17 protein-coding genes and 1 tRNA gene are annotated in these 15,926 nt (G+C 46.1%); 5 read left to right on the forward strand and 13 right to left on the reverse strand.

Translation table 11 applies throughout. From position 1 onward, the window contains the following. Window positions 1-51: 51 nt before the first annotated feature. The 10 genes from JGF26_RS10000 to JGF26_RS10045 form a co-directional block, all read right to left on the reverse strand. Entirely contained in the window at window positions 52-1,920 is a 1,869-nt protein-coding gene (locus tag JGF26_RS10000) for a DUF262 domain-containing protein (RefSeq protein WP_238934183.1), read from the reverse strand. Between the two features lie 70 nt (window positions 1,921-1,990). Next, window positions 1,991-2,302, reverse strand: coding sequence for a hypothetical protein (locus JGF26_RS10005; protein ID WP_000582609.1), 312 nt, complete (start codon window positions 2,300-2,302; stop codon window positions 1,991-1,993). A gap of 59 nt (window positions 2,303-2,361) precedes the next feature. Further along, window positions 2,362-3,075, reverse strand: a complete 714-nt coding sequence (locus tag JGF26_RS10010) for a DeoR family transcriptional regulator (RefSeq protein ID WP_134707937.1) — start codon at window positions 3,073-3,075, stop codon at window positions 2,362-2,364. 102 nt (window positions 3,076-3,177) lie between these two features. Then, window positions 3,178-3,927: a DUF3944 domain-containing protein gene (locus JGF26_RS10015; RefSeq protein ID WP_000257250.1), complete on the reverse strand. Its 750-nt coding sequence runs from the start codon at window positions 3,925-3,927 to the stop codon at window positions 3,178-3,180. 134 nt (window positions 3,928-4,061) lie between these two features. Beyond that, window positions 4,062-4,448: a hypothetical protein gene (locus JGF26_RS10020; protein ID WP_238934184.1), complete on the reverse strand. Its 387-nt coding sequence runs from the start codon at window positions 4,446-4,448 to the stop codon at window positions 4,062-4,064. Between the two features lie 74 nt (window positions 4,449-4,522). Then, window positions 4,523-4,762, reverse strand: a complete 240-nt coding sequence (locus JGF26_RS10025) for a DeoR family transcriptional regulator (protein WP_042080396.1) — start codon at window positions 4,760-4,762, stop codon at window positions 4,523-4,525. Next, window positions 4,741-5,205 (reverse strand): lecithin retinol acyltransferase family protein, encoded by a 465-nt coding sequence (locus JGF26_RS10030; RefSeq protein WP_047603611.1) that lies wholly within the window; start codon window positions 5,203-5,205, stop codon window positions 4,741-4,743. The genes JGF26_RS10025 and JGF26_RS10030 overlap by 22 nt, the downstream gene beginning before the upstream one ends. 58 nt (window positions 5,206-5,263) lie before the next feature. After that, window positions 5,264-5,692 carry a DUF2787 family protein gene (locus tag JGF26_RS10035; protein ID WP_101778740.1) on the reverse strand — a complete coding sequence of 143 codons (429 nt, stop codon included), beginning with the start codon at window positions 5,690-5,692 and terminating at the stop codon, window positions 5,264-5,266. A gap of 47 nt (window positions 5,693-5,739) precedes the next feature. Next, window positions 5,740-6,171, reverse strand: coding sequence for a hypothetical protein (locus JGF26_RS10040; protein ID WP_134707936.1), 432 nt, complete (start codon window positions 6,169-6,171; stop codon window positions 5,740-5,742). Continuing rightward, window positions 6,164-6,517: a hypothetical protein gene (locus tag JGF26_RS10045; RefSeq protein WP_134707935.1), complete on the reverse strand. Its 354-nt coding sequence runs from the start codon at window positions 6,515-6,517 to the stop codon at window positions 6,164-6,166. Before JGF26_RS10045 ends, JGF26_RS10040 begins: the two co-directional genes overlap by 8 nt. Window positions 6,518-7,011: 494 nt before the next feature. Between JGF26_RS10045 and JGF26_RS10050 the strand changes: the two genes are divergently transcribed. From JGF26_RS10050 to JGF26_RS10060, 3 genes are all read left to right on the forward strand, one after another. Then, entirely contained in the window at window positions 7,012-8,436 is a 1,425-nt protein-coding gene (locus JGF26_RS10050; RefSeq protein WP_238934185.1) for a tyrosine-type recombinase/integrase, read from the forward strand. A gap of 72 nt (window positions 8,437-8,508) precedes the next feature. Continuing rightward, window positions 8,509-10,440: a DUF927 domain-containing protein gene (locus tag JGF26_RS10055; RefSeq protein ID WP_134707934.1), complete on the forward strand. Its 1,932-nt coding sequence runs from the start codon at window positions 8,509-8,511 to the stop codon at window positions 10,438-10,440. A gap of 75 nt (window positions 10,441-10,515) precedes the next feature. Further along, on the forward strand, window positions 10,516-10,866 hold the full coding sequence (locus JGF26_RS10060; protein ID WP_134707933.1) for a DUF4102 domain-containing protein: 351 nt from the start codon (window positions 10,516-10,518) through the stop codon (window positions 10,864-10,866). A gap of 53 nt (window positions 10,867-10,919) precedes the next feature. On the opposite strand, the gene JGF26_RS10065 is transcribed toward JGF26_RS10060, so the two are convergent. Next, window positions 10,920-12,107, reverse strand: a complete 1,188-nt coding sequence (locus JGF26_RS10065) for a site-specific integrase (protein ID WP_134707932.1) — start codon at window positions 12,105-12,107, stop codon at window positions 10,920-10,922. A gap of 508 nt (window positions 12,108-12,615) precedes the next feature. Between JGF26_RS10065 and JGF26_RS10070 the strand changes: the two genes are divergently transcribed. Both JGF26_RS10070 and JGF26_RS10075 read left to right on the forward strand, forming a co-directional pair. Further along, window positions 12,616-13,686 carry a hypothetical protein gene (locus JGF26_RS10070; protein ID WP_134707931.1) on the forward strand — a complete coding sequence of 357 codons (1,071 nt, stop codon included), beginning with the start codon at window positions 12,616-12,618 and terminating at the stop codon, window positions 13,684-13,686. A gap of 2 nt (window positions 13,687-13,688) precedes the next feature. Beyond that, the gene (locus JGF26_RS10075; RefSeq protein WP_134707930.1) at window positions 13,689-14,300 is read left to right on the forward strand and encodes an NADAR family protein; all 612 of its coding nucleotides are present in this window, start codon (window positions 13,689-13,691) and stop codon (window positions 14,298-14,300) included. A 574-nt stretch (window positions 14,301-14,874) separates the two neighbouring features. On the opposite strand, the gene JGF26_RS10080 is transcribed toward JGF26_RS10075, so the two are convergent. Beyond that, a tRNA-Phe gene (locus JGF26_RS10080) sits at window positions 14,875-14,950 on the reverse strand. Window positions 14,951-15,045: 95 nt separating this feature from the next. Further along, window positions 15,046-15,762 (reverse strand): DUF554 domain-containing protein, encoded by a 717-nt coding sequence (locus JGF26_RS10085; protein ID WP_028018403.1) that lies wholly within the window; start codon window positions 15,760-15,762, stop codon window positions 15,046-15,048. Window positions 15,763-15,926: the final 164 nt, after the last annotated feature.

The following is a 15,926-nucleotide window of genomic DNA, read 5'->3' on the forward strand; positions in this document are numbered from 1 at the left end:
CGTTGCGCTGATGATAAATACTGAAGCCCCAACACTATCGGGGCTGAACGTTCAGTCGGTGAGAATTTCTTCATCCGTATCCATCGTGGATGGTGATGAATCTATTTTTGTTGTAAGAAACACCCGATTCAATAATCTTTGCTTCAGGGCGTTTCTTCGCTCATTGTAGAATTCCGGGAAGCGACTGAACTCAATGTTTTCATCTGAAACTAACAGCATTGATGGCGAATAGTTGTTTGATGACTGAGATAACCATTGTTTCAGGGAAGTATCCTGTTTACTTATATTCTGAGAATGATTCAGTAAATGAAGATTAGGTATGGTGTCCCAGTGTTCCGGGTTTTCATAAAAGCTGAGATTCTTTGGCGAGTTCGCAACATAATCTAATTTTTCAAGATATTTCTTTGAAAAATGATTTCTTGGGTGAAGGTGATCAATATGAAACACCTCAGTTGGATTCATTTCAGGGAACAGAAGATGCAATAGTGCACGGCAACGACCTTCGCCATATCTGATATTGAGAAGGCTTTCGATGTATTCGTCGTCAAACCTGAGATCTTTATTCGAACCTTTATATCTGTCAATAATCTTCTCAAGAGGAAAATGAATATCTGAAAGACTATTCTTCATTACATCTCTGATGCTCGTGAGTAGTGCATCGGCCTGGCTTCCAAAGATCCCTTTCAGAAGTACCATGTAAAACCACTGGCTAATTATTGAGCGTTCATTGTGGTTTTTATTCAGGAAATTAATCGTTGTATATAATGGGTGTCCATTGGTTTGCTTTTTGTAAAGCCAGTAGACCACAGGAATGACTGCATTTTTAGATATCAAAGACTGCGGGTTGATGCCGAATCGTCTGATGAGAACAAAAGTCTCCTTGATACAGGATTTTATTTCAGACCATTGCTGTTGTATCTTACCGACCTCCTCTGAAGTGAAGTTTTTTACTTTGAACCGGACGTCAGAGTCAATAAGCATCAGGCTGGTTTTTAAGAACCAGTCTCTTTCAATATAAAAACCCATTTCATTATTCTGATAAATGTTTTTCGTCAGTTCATCAAGTTCTCTTCTGAAATCACCCTGCCAGTGCGCTACCGCTATTGACATCAGTAAGTCTGAGAACTCAAGTTTTGTCCCTCCGCTGTTCGTGCGGATGAAAACATCCAGCACATGGTCAATGTCCTGACTGCTCTCATTGAAGTAGTGGATGATGTTCTCAGTTCTTATTTTTGTATAAAGTCGCAGGAGTGTTTTTCTGGAAAACTCACTGGACATGAGCCCTCTTTTTTCGAGTTCTGGTACGACAACGTTAAATAAAATATCATCCGGAGAATCATGTTGCTCGTATTTGAATATTTCGTGCAGGCAGAACCAGTGATGCTTGTTATCGGTAAGTGAATCAGTATATTGCTTGTCGGTCAGGAACCTGAAGTTGTACTTCATCATGAGTTCGTCGTCTGACTTTAGTGGCGCTGTTAAATCCACGTAAAGCTTTCTGGGCGGCAGGATGCGATCATCCTGTGCCGAAGGCCACCACATCCGGGGTTGTTTATACGCATACGTTCCACACAATCCAATATATAAAGGTGTGAGACGCTGCTGACCATCAATCACAGCCTTGAAATCATGAAATCCAGCATTTGTTGCTACGCAGGGGTTTTCTTCATTAAATCGCTGACAGTATTCTTTCAGGAATTCATAGAATTTGTAATCATTTTTAATACTGGCACTACGTATATCCCACATCATGAAAGAGTTTATCGGATAGTCTCGCATGATGGAATCAAACAGCAAACATATTTGACTGCTGCTCCAGACGAACTTCCTCTGAATTGCAGGCAGAAGATAGTGGCGTAAATTAATTGAATCTATCGCTTGTTTTATCGTTATTGCTTTTTCATACTGGCCAGCCATCATAAACCTCATATGTTATATTAGCTGGCCTATTTTAATTTAAAGCGTGTCGGTAGTACAGTCTTTGCACAAACTAATTTATGCAATGGAAAAGCTGACGGCTCGGTTTGTGTTTTTCATTCGGGTAGACTCGCATTGCGGATGCACAAAGTGATGAAACCTGTCTTGCTATATTTTTACCGAAGTTAACAAGAAGGCCGTGCTTTATTTTTTCACCCTCTGCCCTGATGCTGATGATAAAGCTGAACTGATATACGATTACCTCAATGAGGTCATTGCCAAATGTTATAATGGCGGCGTTGTTTATTTCATGTTCATAATCCCTCAGGTCAGTGTTAAGTCTTGCTGTTGCATCTACAAGTGCGTATTCTTTATCGATAATCATAACTTTCTCACATTATCATGTTAATGTGATTTAATCATCACTAATAATATGTTGTGATTTTAATTACGATTATTCGTCTGTTTACTCCCGTAATGCATTATCTGATGAATAATGTTCATGTGGGGTAAGGCTTCCATAAAGTCAGACTGTTCAATCAGCGAAATGAGTGTGTTATCGATCTCAAACGTTGTATCCGGTAATACCTCAACCAGCCTGACTCGGGACAGGGAAATAACGAACACGCCCGATGACGTACATCCGGCAAGAAACCACTCCGCATGGCTGCAAAGCAGACGGTAGGGATGAACGGTATGGCTGACGTTTTCGTCGGTTCTGATACGCACCTGGGTCTGGTTAAGTATGGCGAGCGTCAGTCTGCTGAAATCACCGAAAAGGGTGGGTTTCTGGCGCGGCTCCGGTAGCATAATCCTGTATGGCGAGGGACGTTCCCCATCAAGCATCAGGCTCAGCAGTTTGGCATCCATCGCGGGTAACAGACGGTCAAGATGCAGCAACCTCGCCAGTATCTTCATATCCCGTTCCGTGCGGCGACGAAAGTAATGTGAGGCAAGCTGATACACGCCGTTGCTCTGTTCAATATCAAGGTACGTCAGACGGACGTTGAAATCCCGTCGCAGCGTTCGCGTCGTCACTCCAAATTCTTCTGCCAGCGTCCCGATATGCAGCTTTTCACCCTGAAACAAACGGCTCAGGATGATGGAAAGGCGGGTTGCCAGTCTGTCATGTTCGTTTTCTTGTGTTATCAGCGTCATACATCATTTCCGAATTTAGCCGGGAAATAATGCCAGCAGTAGCGGACAGGATTTGTCCGCCCTCTGAAGTTTTTTAAAGTCTGAATACCTTAAATGTAAGTGCTAAACGTCAGTATTCTCAGGTGAATAAAGATGCTTCTGGCGCATGTAGGCAATAAAAATGCAGGATGGTAGCGTCACCCGGTATGCGGGACCGGCTAAATCAATCAGCAGCCAGAGAGAACTGAGCACCCAGCCCACGGGACCGGCAAAAGCGCCCATGGTACGCGTCAGCATGGCATTTCCTGCAACGGTCAGCCCTCTGCCTAACAGGGCTTTCGCCACACCATTTGTGACAACAAGTGCCATCTGATAGGCCGCAAACCCGGATGTTTTTATCCCCGCCTGGATTGCCATGGTCAGCAACTCCGGCGTGGGGTTGCTGTAGCCTGTCTGCAATTCTTCCGCCACGGTCTTTAGCTGGTCAGGCGTCATCTTCTCAAGACTTTTCTCCAGGATCTTCATCAGCAGATTCATTTCAATGGTTTCAACACTGGATTTGTTGTTGTAGTTCACCTTCATTTTATCGCAGGCATCGGTGAGAATTTCCCGGTACAGCACCCCTTTACCCCAGCGGAGCAGCGTGGCAAAGCTGTTCGCCCCAAACGTCTGAACCTCGGCGGCAATGGCATCCCAGTAGCGCGGGTGGTTGGGCTTGTGTTTTTTATACTGAGGATCATAGGTCAGCGTTTCCGTGATGCGTGCCAGTCCGTCTTTCGGATCGCAGATAAGCACAGAAACCAGTAAATCCAGATCGTCACGATGGCAGTGGCGTAGAAACTCAAGGTCGGGGTCGTGTCGGTAGGTAGCCATATTTCACCTCATTGCAGATATTGGACCTGACAGTTTAAGGAAGCCCCCGGACAGGGTTTGTCCGCCTGAAAAACAAAAAAGTAAAAAAAACCTGCCCGAAAGCAGGTTTCTGTTCACCAGATATTGTATTCCGGTTACTTTTTGCGCCACTCCTTTTCCACTTTATTCGCGAAGGCATCGCACTGACGCGCATATTCCGGGTTATAGAGCAGCTCCGACTGCGAAAGCTGCATGGCGGTCATGCTGCCGTTACGGGCATTTGATTCGAGCCAGGTTCTGCCATAGGTTTTGTTCATCACCTGAAGTACCCGGTTGAATACCGGTCCGTTGAAGCGGGCATTGAGATTAACGCCTTTTACCTGAAGGCCGCTGTCACTGGTCTGGGTCAGGCGGGTGGAGTACATCGCGCAGAAGGTCGAGTTGGTTATCATCTGAGCGTCAGCCTGCTCGTCGGCGAACGCGCTGTGGCTGAAGGCGGAAAGCAGAATTGCGGCGGTTAACAGTTTTAAAATTTTCATCATGTTCCCTTATGGATTGAAAAGCGGAGACAGCCTGCCATACGGAGCGGTCAGGAGATGACCGGCAGATAAAAAAGTCAGGGTTTCAGCGAGGGAGCCAGTCGCCAGCGGTGAGGTCCAGCAGATTCCAGCACAAAGGCCAGTTGAGCGAGGTCCCGTCTTGCGGTCCGGGGAGATACGTCAAACTGCCGGATGATGTAGCGAACAGATATTGTCTGACCGTAAAACAGCACCATGGTCAGCCGGATAAGCCGTTCTCCCTGTCCGGTGACACGTTGCCTGCAACGGCTGGCTTTCATCGTTGCCATACGCGCCATCGGTCCCCTTTCTGAAAAGAATCGAGATGTCTGGCAAGCCAGATATCAGGGCACGAATCGCCGGTAACGCAGCGGGCAGTAAACCGGTGGCAGTTAAAGTCGAGCAGGCTGTAGGGATAGTGCTGACCCACTGCCGCCTTTGCCCGTTCAGCGGCCCGCGCACAACCCTGAGGCGTCAAATCCATACAGTCGGTATACACCGAGATAGCGGAGTTCCAGCCATCGAGCCGGTCAAGAAACCCTTTAGCCTTACTTTTGATAACGGTTCCATCGCCATCAAGATGAACAATATCGCCGTTACCCACATAGATACCGCTGTGTGCGGCAAGGCCAAAAAGCAGTTCGCACTGCACGATACCACCGTAAGCCGGTTCATCGACGCAGGAGAGAATGCAGTTATCGATAAATGAATCCACGAAGTTCAGCAGCAGAAGCCGGTACATAACATTCAGTTCCTTACTATGGGGGAGAGGGGGGAGGCGGGGGAAACGTAGTGAACACTCAGCTTTCCCACAACGTACGGACCGTGAAAACCCCCATATCGTGGTAAGCCATAAAGTTACTTTCCCATAGCGACCAGAACTCACGGGCGTCGACATGAGAGATATCGCCACAACGGGAAAGCCACGTGTATTGTTGCGTCCAGCTCACATCGACATCTTTTTCAAGCTCAGGCCATGGATGTCCTGCATAGTGAAAATCGGTGACGTAATCGAGCTGCCAGTCTTCTCCGGCAGGGATGAGGCGTATTTCGACCGGATGCCATCCACCCGTTTCCGGTGAGTATTCAGGGTCACGAAAGTTAATGGTTAATCCGGTGATGGGGTGACGATGGGGCGGTTTTTGCGCAACGATACCCAGAAGCAGTTGGGTGAACGACCGGGAGAGCGGCAGCACATAGCCGCCCTGCAATATAGCGGGTGATGACATAGTGAATTTCCTTTTTAAGGGGTATGGAACACAGAAAAAGCGGGGGATTAGTCCTGGCTGATTGCGGCAAGCTGCGTCAGACGGTGCTGCCAGTCGGCGTAGCAGCGGTGCATAAAGAGTCTGCTGCTGTCCGCTTCGATAAGGCAGATATCCGGAGTTCTGAGTACGGCGGCAAGAAACCCGGCGTTGTTGGTGCTGCCCTGACCAAATAGTGGTCGAAACACACGCGACGGAAAGCTGTCCTGCTGCTGTTCAAGAATGGCGTGAATCGCATCAAGCGTTATCCATTCACGGGAGAACAGGCCTCCTTCGCCATTGGCGGTTAAGCGCAGGGCAAGGCTGCCGGTATCACCCTCCTTACCCAGCTCATACGTCAGCAGCCCCTTACTGTGGGGGCTGATTTTCTCGGCTTCACCACTGTAGAACACGGTATAGCTTTCGGTGACGGCGGCTTCGGTAGCGATTTTTTTCTTACTCATGGTTCAGAGCCTCAATCAGATTCTGTAGCTCAGTGATAATGGTCGTGCCCGGGAACACCAGATAGATACCCTGACCGCTATCGCCGACGATACCGAGCAGGAGGTACCAGCCATCATCAAGTGCAGTGACGTATTCCGGGTAAGCCAGCGCCACTGCCAGCAGCGGGTCTTCAGGTAGCGTGTCATCATGATTGAGATGCCAGAGCAGGGTTCCCGTTTCGTTCCAAAAAGCGGTAAAGAGGTTGATATCATCGACGGGGCCGAGGATTTCATTGCTCAGGGCCGCCAGTGCGGAGGCGGGCAAGTTGAGAAGGGGAAGACTGGTAGGGGTCGTGAGTTTAAACATGATTATCTCCATAATGAATTGATTTACATGGAAATAATATGTGCATAAAAAGAGGTTTTTTACGGTCATAGTCGTTGGTATGGGTGAGCTTTGTGAATGTACAAAATCAAAGCACCCGCAGGTGTGAAATGTGACGAGTGTCACAATAATAAAAAATGAATAGAGTGTGGTTTTGATTATGGAAAGGTTGATTCACCCTTAAGTTGGGCTGCATATTGTCAAAACCATTACTTTAATCTATTGATTTAAAAAGCATTAATTTTAAATATCTTATGAGGTCGTTTTTCAGGCAAAATCGGTGAGGTGTATCACCATTTTCTTATTTCAGAGCCTCAAAAGTTGACTTACTTTGGGCGACGCATCCGGAACACAATTTTTTTATATGGTTTAACGCTATTTTCCCTTTTCCCTGAGCAGGAGTACTCCTGATGAATCATCATGGTCTTTCTGACTTGAGTATTAAATGTCAATGGGCATGTAAGAGCTGATTTTTCATGGGCTTGAAAGTGATATCACGAATAAATAAGCTTATCCCATTGTTGGCCGACATATTAACTTACTCATTATCATCTGAATTTTCAGAGGACCATGTACATATTATGGATGTTAATTACCCTTTAAATAGAATAACGCAAGCGCTGGATGAAAAGAGCATCGCTGCTGCTCATAAAAATTCGTTCAATGTAGATGCGGAGATTCATGGATATTCTGACCATGGAGTATCTAATGCTATAGAATATTCAGAGGTTGCACCTAAAAATACTGGAGGTGTTTTTACTAAAGCCTTTCTTGATGAATATAAAATCCGTGCAGTACAAACTGGCCGGACTATCGAAGCCAGCGATACAAAATGTACCGGGCTTAAGGCTATATTCCACTCATCCGGACGCATTAAGTTTATTGTCCGCAAAAGTATTCGCGGAAAGAATGTTTACGTTTCCGTAGGAAGTTACCCTGAATTTTCCATTAATAACGCAAGGGAGCATGCCTTTAAAATAATTCAGGAGCTTAAGGCTTCCGTTGAGACTTATGGTGAGCGTTTTCTTACTCACAGTAAAATGACGTTTAATGAGCTTGTGGATGAGTATGAGAAAAGCGTACTCAGCACGGGCGTTAAGCGTTCAGCTAACACCGATCTTTCTAAGATCCGTAAATACCTGCGCCCTCTTCTCGGTGCCAAAAAGCTGGCAGGTATGACGGAGGCAGATATTCTGAGCTATCTGCATAATCTCGATCTCAAGCCTGCCACCCGCAACCGCCATCTGGCGCTCATTAAAGCGGTGTTTACCTGGGCTATACGCATGGGATACATCAGCCGCTCTCCGGCGCTTTATATCAAAGCGCTGCCTGAAGTGACGTCAGATCGCCGTGCCATGGATGACTACCAGCTTCAGCGCTGGATGGACGTCTGTGAGCGCTGGCGTAATGGTAAACCCGATCATGAAGCCCTTGCTCTGCTCATGTTCCTTGCCCTGACGGGGCTGCGTCTGGGGGAAACCCGTCATCTTCGTCTTGAGGATGTGGACTGGATCCGGAAGGTTATCACCCTTCGCCATACCAAAAACGGCAAACTCCGCCGTGTACCGGTATGTGATAAGGCTTTCGTTCTTCTGACAGAACAGCGTCAGCATCTGGGTGATGAAGGCTGGGTATTTCCGGGCAAGGGGACCGATAATCCGGTTTCTGAGCCGCGTCGCCTGCAAAAACGGCTTTGTGAGGCTGCGGGTATTCCACCGTTCACCATCCATGAGATGCGCCATACCTTTGCGACAAAACTCATTGAGAGCGGGGCCGACATTCACACCGTCAAAGACTTACTGGGTCACAGCACTATCAAAGTAACAGAGCTTTACTTGCACGCTTCCCCGGCGCGTTACCACGAAGCTGTTAACCGGGCGATGAATGTTTTTCCGGCCTAAACAGAATTCCCCCTCAGGCAAGTGAGTTCTGCGCTTTACTGCCTGTGCTTCACATTCAAAAGGACCCTGTAAATGAATAATAAATCAACACCATCCCCCTTGACTACAACGGCCCCCGTTCGTTTTGTCTGCACGAAATTAAATGCATTTCTGGCTCGTCGTGCTCTTCATCTGAAGGTGGTAAGAAAAAACCTGAACAAGGCTGCTGCAATCGACATCGATCTCGATGACATTTCTAAGTGCGGATGCCGTGATGGTCTGCCTGAAGGCTTTGTCAATACTGCAAAAGGGCTTTTCTATTATGAAGGAAAAAAATGGTACCAGTTAAGCTCGACCCCCATTCTCCCTGTCTACAGGCATTATTCTGATTGTAAAACGCGCAATATGGGCGTCGAGTTGATGACTATCAACCATGCTGGAGAGTTCGCCTGTGCTGATGTCTCATTAAGTGATGCAATGGTAAAACCTGATCACGTCATGGCCTCTCTGGCGGGCAAAGGTTTTGGTATCTCCCTGACGATAAAGTCTAAAGAGCTGCTGGTGCAATTCTTACAGGTGTGTATGAAGAAATCGCTGGAATTGCCTACTTATCTTGTCGCAGATTCGATGGGTTTTGTGCCCGGCAACAAAGCATTTCTTCACGGCAGTATGCCTATCGCGCAGCACCTTTTGGGATTTGACTATTTGATTCCAGCTTCCCGTGTTCCACGAGGGCTTGTCGAGTCGGGAACGCTGGATGACTGGAAAACTATGGTAGCTGAGCTGGTTCATGGCTGGCCTCAGGTCTTTGCATTATCCACAGCTTTTGCTTCGATGCTGCTGTCGTTGTGCAAAATGGATGTCGCATTGTTTCATTTTTACGGGGGGTCAACGACCGGAAAAACAATTCTTCTTCAGCTTCCCATGTCAGTTCATGGGCATGGTGGAGAACCCGGCAGTGCGCCAGATGTGAACATTTTACGCTGGAATACTACAGCGAATGCGCTTGAGAAAAACCTGAGTCGGTATTCAGGGATATTAGCCTGTATTGATGAGTTGGGTGCTTACAAACAGAAGGATTTTGCTTCCTTGCTGTACAATATTACTGCTTCGAAGGGTAAGGATAGAATGAATCAGCATCTGGAGATAGATGAGGCCTTTACCTGGAAAATGTTTATTCTTTCGTCAGGGGAAATGTCTATCCCTGAGAAGCTTGCCACGCAGAAAGAGCAAATTCAGGGAGGGCAGGAGCATCGTGCCATCAGTCTTAACATCCGCCCCGAAGATGCCCGTAAAGACGGTGAGACCTCTGAAGACGTACGTAATCGAGCTGAGAGACTGAAACATGGGTTGTGTGATACTTACGGAACTGCGGGTAAGGAATTTATTGCCTGCCTTCTAACGTTGAAGGGTGAAAATGATGAGGCCTTATCTTATCAGGAGATGTGTAAATTCATCCAGGGTGCATCAAAAGATTGCTATGGCATTCTTAACGGTGAATTGCAGAAAGAAGGCTATTCTCTCAGTGATATTCAGAAGCGTGCATTAGAACGTTTTGCTCTGTGCTGGTGCGCTGGGATTCTCGCAACTGAATGGAATATTCTTCCCTTTGATGAGGATGTTATTGCAGATGCGGTAATGAGTGCCGCTCGACGCTGGCTTGATGATAAACCTAACCAGTATAACCCCGTATTACTGGCTCTTATTGATATTCAGCGTGACCTTGTAAAGCGAGAAGGTGCGCATTTTATCGGTCTTAAAGAACCGGACAACCGTAAACCCGCAAATCACTGGGGGTATATTCATCATGCTAGTGAAGATTTTTTAGTCTTCGCACCTGTATTTGAAGAGTGGTGTCAGAAACATTCATTAAGCGCCAGTGACGTCGCTAAGGAGCTGGTACGTCGAAAACTACTGCGGGTAGAAAGTAAAGGGCATTACAAAAAGCGTCCTCTTACTGGTATGGATAGGTGTTACTACCACATTAAGCGAGGGTTTATCAGTGCTGATTTAAATTGTGCTTAGAGCATTATCTGAATGTAGTTAACAAACTTATATTTAAACTTATTATTCTGAGTAAATTAACAGAAGGGGAACCCCATGACTGAATTCTACGAATTAAATGAAACTCACACTTTTCCTGGTGCTATTACAGGCTGTGAAACTATTCGCCCACCATTTACGCCTCATGGTCTTATCATGACGCAGGCTAAATGCAATTTCTATGATATCTGTAGGGAAGTGACAGACAGTGAGTATCCTGAATTAAAAGCAATGATTAACCGAAATGAAAATATTCGTTTCTTTGTCAGTTATATTTTCAAAGGTAACGTTCGTTATGATTATCTTGGCGAATTTCCAACACTATCAATCGATCAGGCTCGCAATAAAGCCCGATATCTTGCCCGAAGTAATGAGGATGAGACCGCTTATGAGCATATCCCGTTCTGACTGATAGCTGAACAGTAAAAAAAAAGCAGGGGCATTTGCCTCTGCTTTTTTTGTTATCGCAAGGAAGGTAACTGAGCGGTGATTCGCTCCGCCAGAAGCTGACTGGTGTTTTGTAAGCGCTGAGGGTGAAGATGCGCATAACGTTGTGATGAATGACTGCTGCGATGACCCAACTGGGCCTGAACGTCATACAAGGTACCACCGTAGGACACGATGAGCGCGGCAACAGAATGGCGACAGGTATGAATACACACTTCTTTGTCGAAAATTCCCGCCTGACGCACGATACGCTGAAAGGCTTTAACCGGGTTACTCAGCGGCATTCCCTGTTTTTTACCAATAAACAACCACGGATTTCCCCGCTGCGTTGGCAGCGTTCTGATTACGTCCATCGCCAGTGAGTTAAGGTGAACAATCCGTCCATAGCCATTCTTGGTTTCTGGGAGCCACAGGGTGCGTTTAACCGGGTCAACATGCTCCCACCTTGCCAGACGCAGCTCATCACGACGAAGGCCGGTCAGTAACAGCAGTTTGACATAGCGGGCCGCGACGGGGCTGGTATCGTTATCGGCGGAGAGAAAAATACGACGAATTTCATCTTCGGTGAAATAGCGTTGTCGGGCGTTGTTTTCCCTGAGAAGCTGTACCACCCTGGCAGGATGAACAGAGGTGATGCTTTGCCTTCCAGCCCATGTAAACACCGCTTTAATCAGTACAATGACACGATTACAGGTTGCTGCTGATAGTGAAGTGCTTAACGTCTGCTGGAGGCGGTGAATGCTGGCTGGTGTGATATCGCTAAGCAGCGTCTGACCAATGGCGGGACGGATATGATCCCGGTAGCGCTGGAAATCCTTTCCCCAACTCCGTTTAGCAGACTTTGCCCAAATCAGATAATGCTGGTTAAAGAGTTCATCAAATGTCATTTCTTGTCTCTTGTTTTCGCGTTCCTGCTTAGGGTCAGTTCCGGTGGCAAGTGAGCGTTTATGTTCCATAGCAATCTTACGGGCTAAGGTGACATCCACCTCAGGCCAGTGACCAATAGCTATGGCGCGTTTTCGTCCATGATAGAGGTAGCGGAGCAAAAATTTTTTACGTCCTTCACCTTTGCTGACTAGGCACTTCAGGCCAGAAATCTCGGTATCGCTGTATTCGGCATCGGTGCTGCGTGAATCTGATGAGTTAGGAGGAAGGGATTTAATGAGCTGACTGGTAAAACGGAAGCGTTTCGGACTGGACATATTACCTCCTGTGACTGGTGTTAAGTACGTCAGGGTTGACCCATCCCCGTTACGGCGTTGTTAATCGCTGAGATGACTTTCTGGCGTGGCGAAGGGAATGCTGGCACCAAATGGGATGAATTAAGACGGGAAGTGCAGAAAGAGCAGGCTTTACGGTCTGATTCTGGTCTTAAGGGGAAAGATTGCCGTTGGGGAAGAGTTCACAGAAATAATATGTGTTTGAATTATATAATGTTACCTATTATTCATCTTTTACTCGGAAACTCGAACATGAGCGCGGGGCACTTTAGAATTTCTATGCATAACCTATGATTTTAATTTTTTTGTGATCTATGTTCGTAATTTCAATTTAATCAATATGTTATTGATCGCAGGGAAGCTTAAGTGATAAATTACACAATGCTTCAGTTAAAGCAATGTTAAATTTATGTAAAATTGAATTTTTTAACTGCGGAATATATCTGGTTTATAGAACGGGGCACAGGAATTGTATAAGTAAGGAGAAGTTATGTGTGGTAACCCTCTGGATAATGATGAACTCGAAAAAAATGTTATGAAAGCGCAAATAGCGCAAATTCTTACTGATTATGAACTATCTCCTGATGAAGGAATGAATACTGCACATGTAGGTCGTTGGCTAGAGCAATTTGATGCAGCTGAGCAGAGTTTTATTCTTAAGCAGACCCTGTTGCTACTACAAAATTCTTATATATCTAAGGCTGCTTATATCTCGAAGGTTAATGATATTCTTCGTAACCGAAATAATAGAATTATAATCCGAGACTCGGCATTTCTTAATATTCAAGAAGTTAATCGAGGGGCTAGCCAGAAAGATTTGCTTGAGATTTTAGAAGATCAAGCAGAAGGGATCGACGGACTTGACATATCTACGGTGTCGAGAGACTCAACTAATAATCAGGTTAGACAGTTTAATTCATATATTTATTTTGATGATGTTTGTTTTTCCGGTAATAAAGCTTTGAACGATGTATCTTGGTTTGTTGAGCACTTTGATCTTAGGAATATAACAATCTTTGTAGCTTTTCTAGGTACTCATAAATATGCGACTTACATGCTTGAGACAACTCTTGCTAGAAGGTTTAATGGCCGAAATATTACATTAAAAATTCGCCAGAATGGATTTTTGAAAACACGCGAAAATCGCCGGAGATATTCATCGCAATCTGAGGTTTTCTGGTTGCGTGAAAACGGTATCGTTCTGCCTGATTGGATTCAACAGCCAGAAATTTATACTGCTCGAGACGGTTCTACAAGGACCGGTTTTGTAGTAAATGACATTTTTCCCAACAGTGATGACCGTAACCGTTTTGAACATGTTCTAATTGATGCTGGCTTTTATATTCTTCAGCAAAGTCAGAACCCTGCGCCAATTCTTAAACCATTAGGTTTTTCAACGTTTCCTGGCGTCGGGTTTGGTGGAACCATTTTCACCTACCGAAACTGCCCAAATAATACACCACTAGCTTTCTGGTGGGGCAGATATGGAAATGATGGAATTCCTAATTGGGCGTTAGACTGTTGGTACCCATTAATGCGCAGAACTGGTTATAATCAGTAATTATGAGCTATCGAATTTATAAAAAAGAAGAGTCTGCTAGTTTCAGAAAAACTACTGAAAAATGGGGGGGGCTATCTAACATGGCTCGGGGATATCCGCTGTTTGTTAATGATCTTCCTATCCAATCGAGCGAAATTCTATATCAGGCCTGTCGTTATCCCGATTATCCTCAAATCCAGAAAGAGATTATTACACTTGGTAATCCTTTTGAAGCTAAACAGATAGCCAGATACTATGAGCCGAAGACCCGGAGTGGGTGGGAGAAAAATCGTGTATCTATCATGAAATGGTGTGTACGAGTAAAACTTTGTCAAAACTGGGATGTTTTTTTTCAGCTTCTTGATTCTACCGGTGTCTCAAATATCGTTGAACATTCTGAGAAAGACCTGTTTTGGGGGGCTCGTCGTGAACCAGATGGTAACTTCTATGGCATGAATGTACTGGGGAGAATACTTATGGAAACCAGAGATATAGCCAGAGCTCGTGGGAAAGACGGTTTTAAATTCATTCCAGCTCTACGACTGGAAAAATTTCTTTTGCTTGATGAGCCGATCAAAGGTGTTTTTGCAAACAAACCGGATCCAACCCCAGGGCATACCATGGAGTTGTTTTAATGGTTGCAACGCATCCTCTGGCTAAGCAACTTTACGTTAAACAGCCCCTTCTAAAACCACGGCATATTGGTCAACAATGAGCATGTCATTGGCCACTATGCATAAATCATTTTTACGATGACGTGGAAGAGGGGGGAGTTTGGTAATGATAATAAATGAAAGGGAAAGAGGCATATGTTTCAGGTGGACGGACTAGTGAAGACCTCATGCTACTAGTGGAGGACGTATGTTCTTAGATTCCCCCGCTAGATGAAGGGGGTACCCACCATATTCCCCGTGTCAGAATCCTATTGAAAACCAGTTGATTAAGGCTTAATGCCAATTCCCCCGTATTCCCCGCGCCTTCAACTTCATTATGAATAATCTTAGAGAAAGGTACCGTAGAGGACCGTAGAAAGACCGTAGCTGTGGGGTGAGGAAGAGGCCATCAGAGGGTGTTGAAGTGTCTAAAAGCAACGAACATCTACGAAAATGGCTAGAAATCCAGCAAACAAATAACGTGTCGCAACGACCAGAAATCTACCGTAGCCAGAAAAGGAAAAAGCCCCGCTTTTCAGCGAGGCCTTATGAATAGTGGTGCCCGGACTCGGAATCGAACCAAGGACACGGGGATTTTCAATCCCCTGCTCTACCGACTGAGCTATCCGGGCAACGGGGCGCATTAAACCCGATCTGCCCCCGGTCGTCAACGAAATTTGTTGTTTTCGTTACAGACTGCGCAATCTCTCACCATTTCGCCGCAAACTTAAGCGAAAAGGTGCGTCCAGAGCGCAGAGAGCGGCATGGCGATCAATAGTGCAGGCAGCATATTCACCACGGCAAACATCTTAATTCCGCAGATGCGCAACCCGGTTGCCAGCAGGAGCAGTCCGCCAACGGCAGTGAAATCGGCCATCATCGCCGGCGTTGTCAGCGGGAGAATCAATGTGGCGCAGGTGGCGAGCGCCAGCTGGATTATCAGCATCGGGACGCAAATCACCGCAACGGCGACGCCAAGGGTAGTGGCGAAAATGGTGGCGGTGAAGAAATCGAGAAACGCTTTCGCAATCAATATGCTCGGGTCGCCAGTCATCCCTTCCTGCATCGAACCAAAAATCCCCGTACCGCTGGCGCAAAACAGAATAATGATTGCTACATAGTTCTGAATAAACGACTCGTGCGTGCCGTGTTTCGCTTTGCCGCCTGGTCGGGAAATCAGGTTTTTGGCTCTACTCACCGCACTGTTAATGCCTTTTTCCAGATAGCAGAATTCGCCAATCAGCGCGCCGAGCAGGGTCGCCAGCACCATCACCGGCAGGTTGGCGCACTTGATCACCAGCAGAATGCCAATCCCTAACGACGCCAGACCGAATATAGAAGGCATAGATGAGCGAATACGCTCCGGCAACCGCTGACTCAACACTGCGCCGAGAACACCGCCCAGCAATACGGCTCCCGCATTGATAAATGGCCCGATAACCACACTTAACTCCTGTTACTTAATCATTGGTATTGCATGATTATGACATGTTAGTGCTGCATTACGCTTGGCTTTGGGTGGTTTAATGCATAATGATTCCTTCTTGCACCTGAAAATAAAAGGTGACATTATTGCGCGAATTTTCTCCTCCCTGTCTCACCACTCGG

It is taken from the genome of Enterobacter sp. E1, from assembly GCF_016809815.1.
Classification (GTDB): Bacteria; Pseudomonadota; Gammaproteobacteria; order Enterobacterales; family Enterobacteriaceae; genus Enterobacter; species Enterobacter adelaidei.

What these genes read in the sequence shown, in the direction of transcription:
- JGF26_RS10050 (WP_238934185.1), top strand. Translation starts at nt 7,012, where the DNA reads ATGGGCTTGAAAGTGATATCACGAATAAATAAGCTTATCCCATTGTTG.
- JGF26_RS10020 (WP_238934184.1), bottom strand. Translation starts at nt 4,448, where the DNA reads ATGATGAAAATTTTAAAACTGTTAACCGCCGCAATTCTGCTTTCCGCC.
- JGF26_RS10025 (WP_042080396.1), bottom strand. Translation starts at nt 4,762, where the DNA reads ATGGCGCGTATGGCAACGATGAAAGCCAGCCGTTGCAGGCAACGTGTC.
- JGF26_RS10005 (WP_000582609.1), bottom strand. Translation starts at nt 2,302, where the DNA reads ATGATTATCGATAAAGAATACGCACTTGTAGATGCAACAGCAAGACTT.
- JGF26_RS10040 (WP_134707936.1), bottom strand. Translation starts at nt 6,171, where the DNA reads ATGAGTAAGAAAAAAATCGCTACCGAAGCCGCCGTCACCGAAAGCTAT.
- JGF26_RS10065 (WP_134707932.1), bottom strand. Translation starts at nt 12,107, where the DNA reads ATGTCCAGTCCGAAACGCTTCCGTTTTACCAGTCAGCTCATTAAATCC.
- JGF26_RS10015 (WP_000257250.1), bottom strand. Translation starts at nt 3,927, where the DNA reads ATGGCTACCTACCGACACGACCCCGACCTTGAGTTTCTACGCCACTGC.
- JGF26_RS10000 (WP_238934183.1), bottom strand. Translation starts at nt 1,920, where the DNA reads ATGATGGCTGGCCAGTATGAAAAAGCAATAACGATAAAACAAGCGATA.
- JGF26_RS10075 (WP_134707930.1), top strand. Translation starts at nt 13,689, where the DNA reads ATGAGCTATCGAATTTATAAAAAAGAAGAGTCTGCTAGTTTCAGAAAA.
- JGF26_RS10010 (WP_134707937.1), bottom strand. Translation starts at nt 3,075, where the DNA reads ATGACGCTGATAACACAAGAAAACGAACATGACAGACTGGCAACCCGC.
- JGF26_RS10055 (WP_134707934.1), top strand. Translation starts at nt 8,509, where the DNA reads ATGAATAATAAATCAACACCATCCCCCTTGACTACAACGGCCCCCGTT.
- JGF26_RS10060 (WP_134707933.1), top strand. Translation starts at nt 10,516, where the DNA reads ATGACTGAATTCTACGAATTAAATGAAACTCACACTTTTCCTGGTGCT.
- JGF26_RS10070 (WP_134707931.1), top strand. Translation starts at nt 12,616, where the DNA reads ATGTGTGGTAACCCTCTGGATAATGATGAACTCGAAAAAAATGTTATG.
- JGF26_RS10030 (WP_047603611.1), bottom strand. Translation starts at nt 5,205, where the DNA reads ATGTACCGGCTTCTGCTGCTGAACTTCGTGGATTCATTTATCGATAAC.
- JGF26_RS10045 (WP_134707935.1), bottom strand. Translation starts at nt 6,517, where the DNA reads ATGTTTAAACTCACGACCCCTACCAGTCTTCCCCTTCTCAACTTGCCC.
- JGF26_RS10035 (WP_101778740.1), bottom strand. Translation starts at nt 5,692, where the DNA reads ATGTCATCACCCGCTATATTGCAGGGCGGCTATGTGCTGCCGCTCTCC.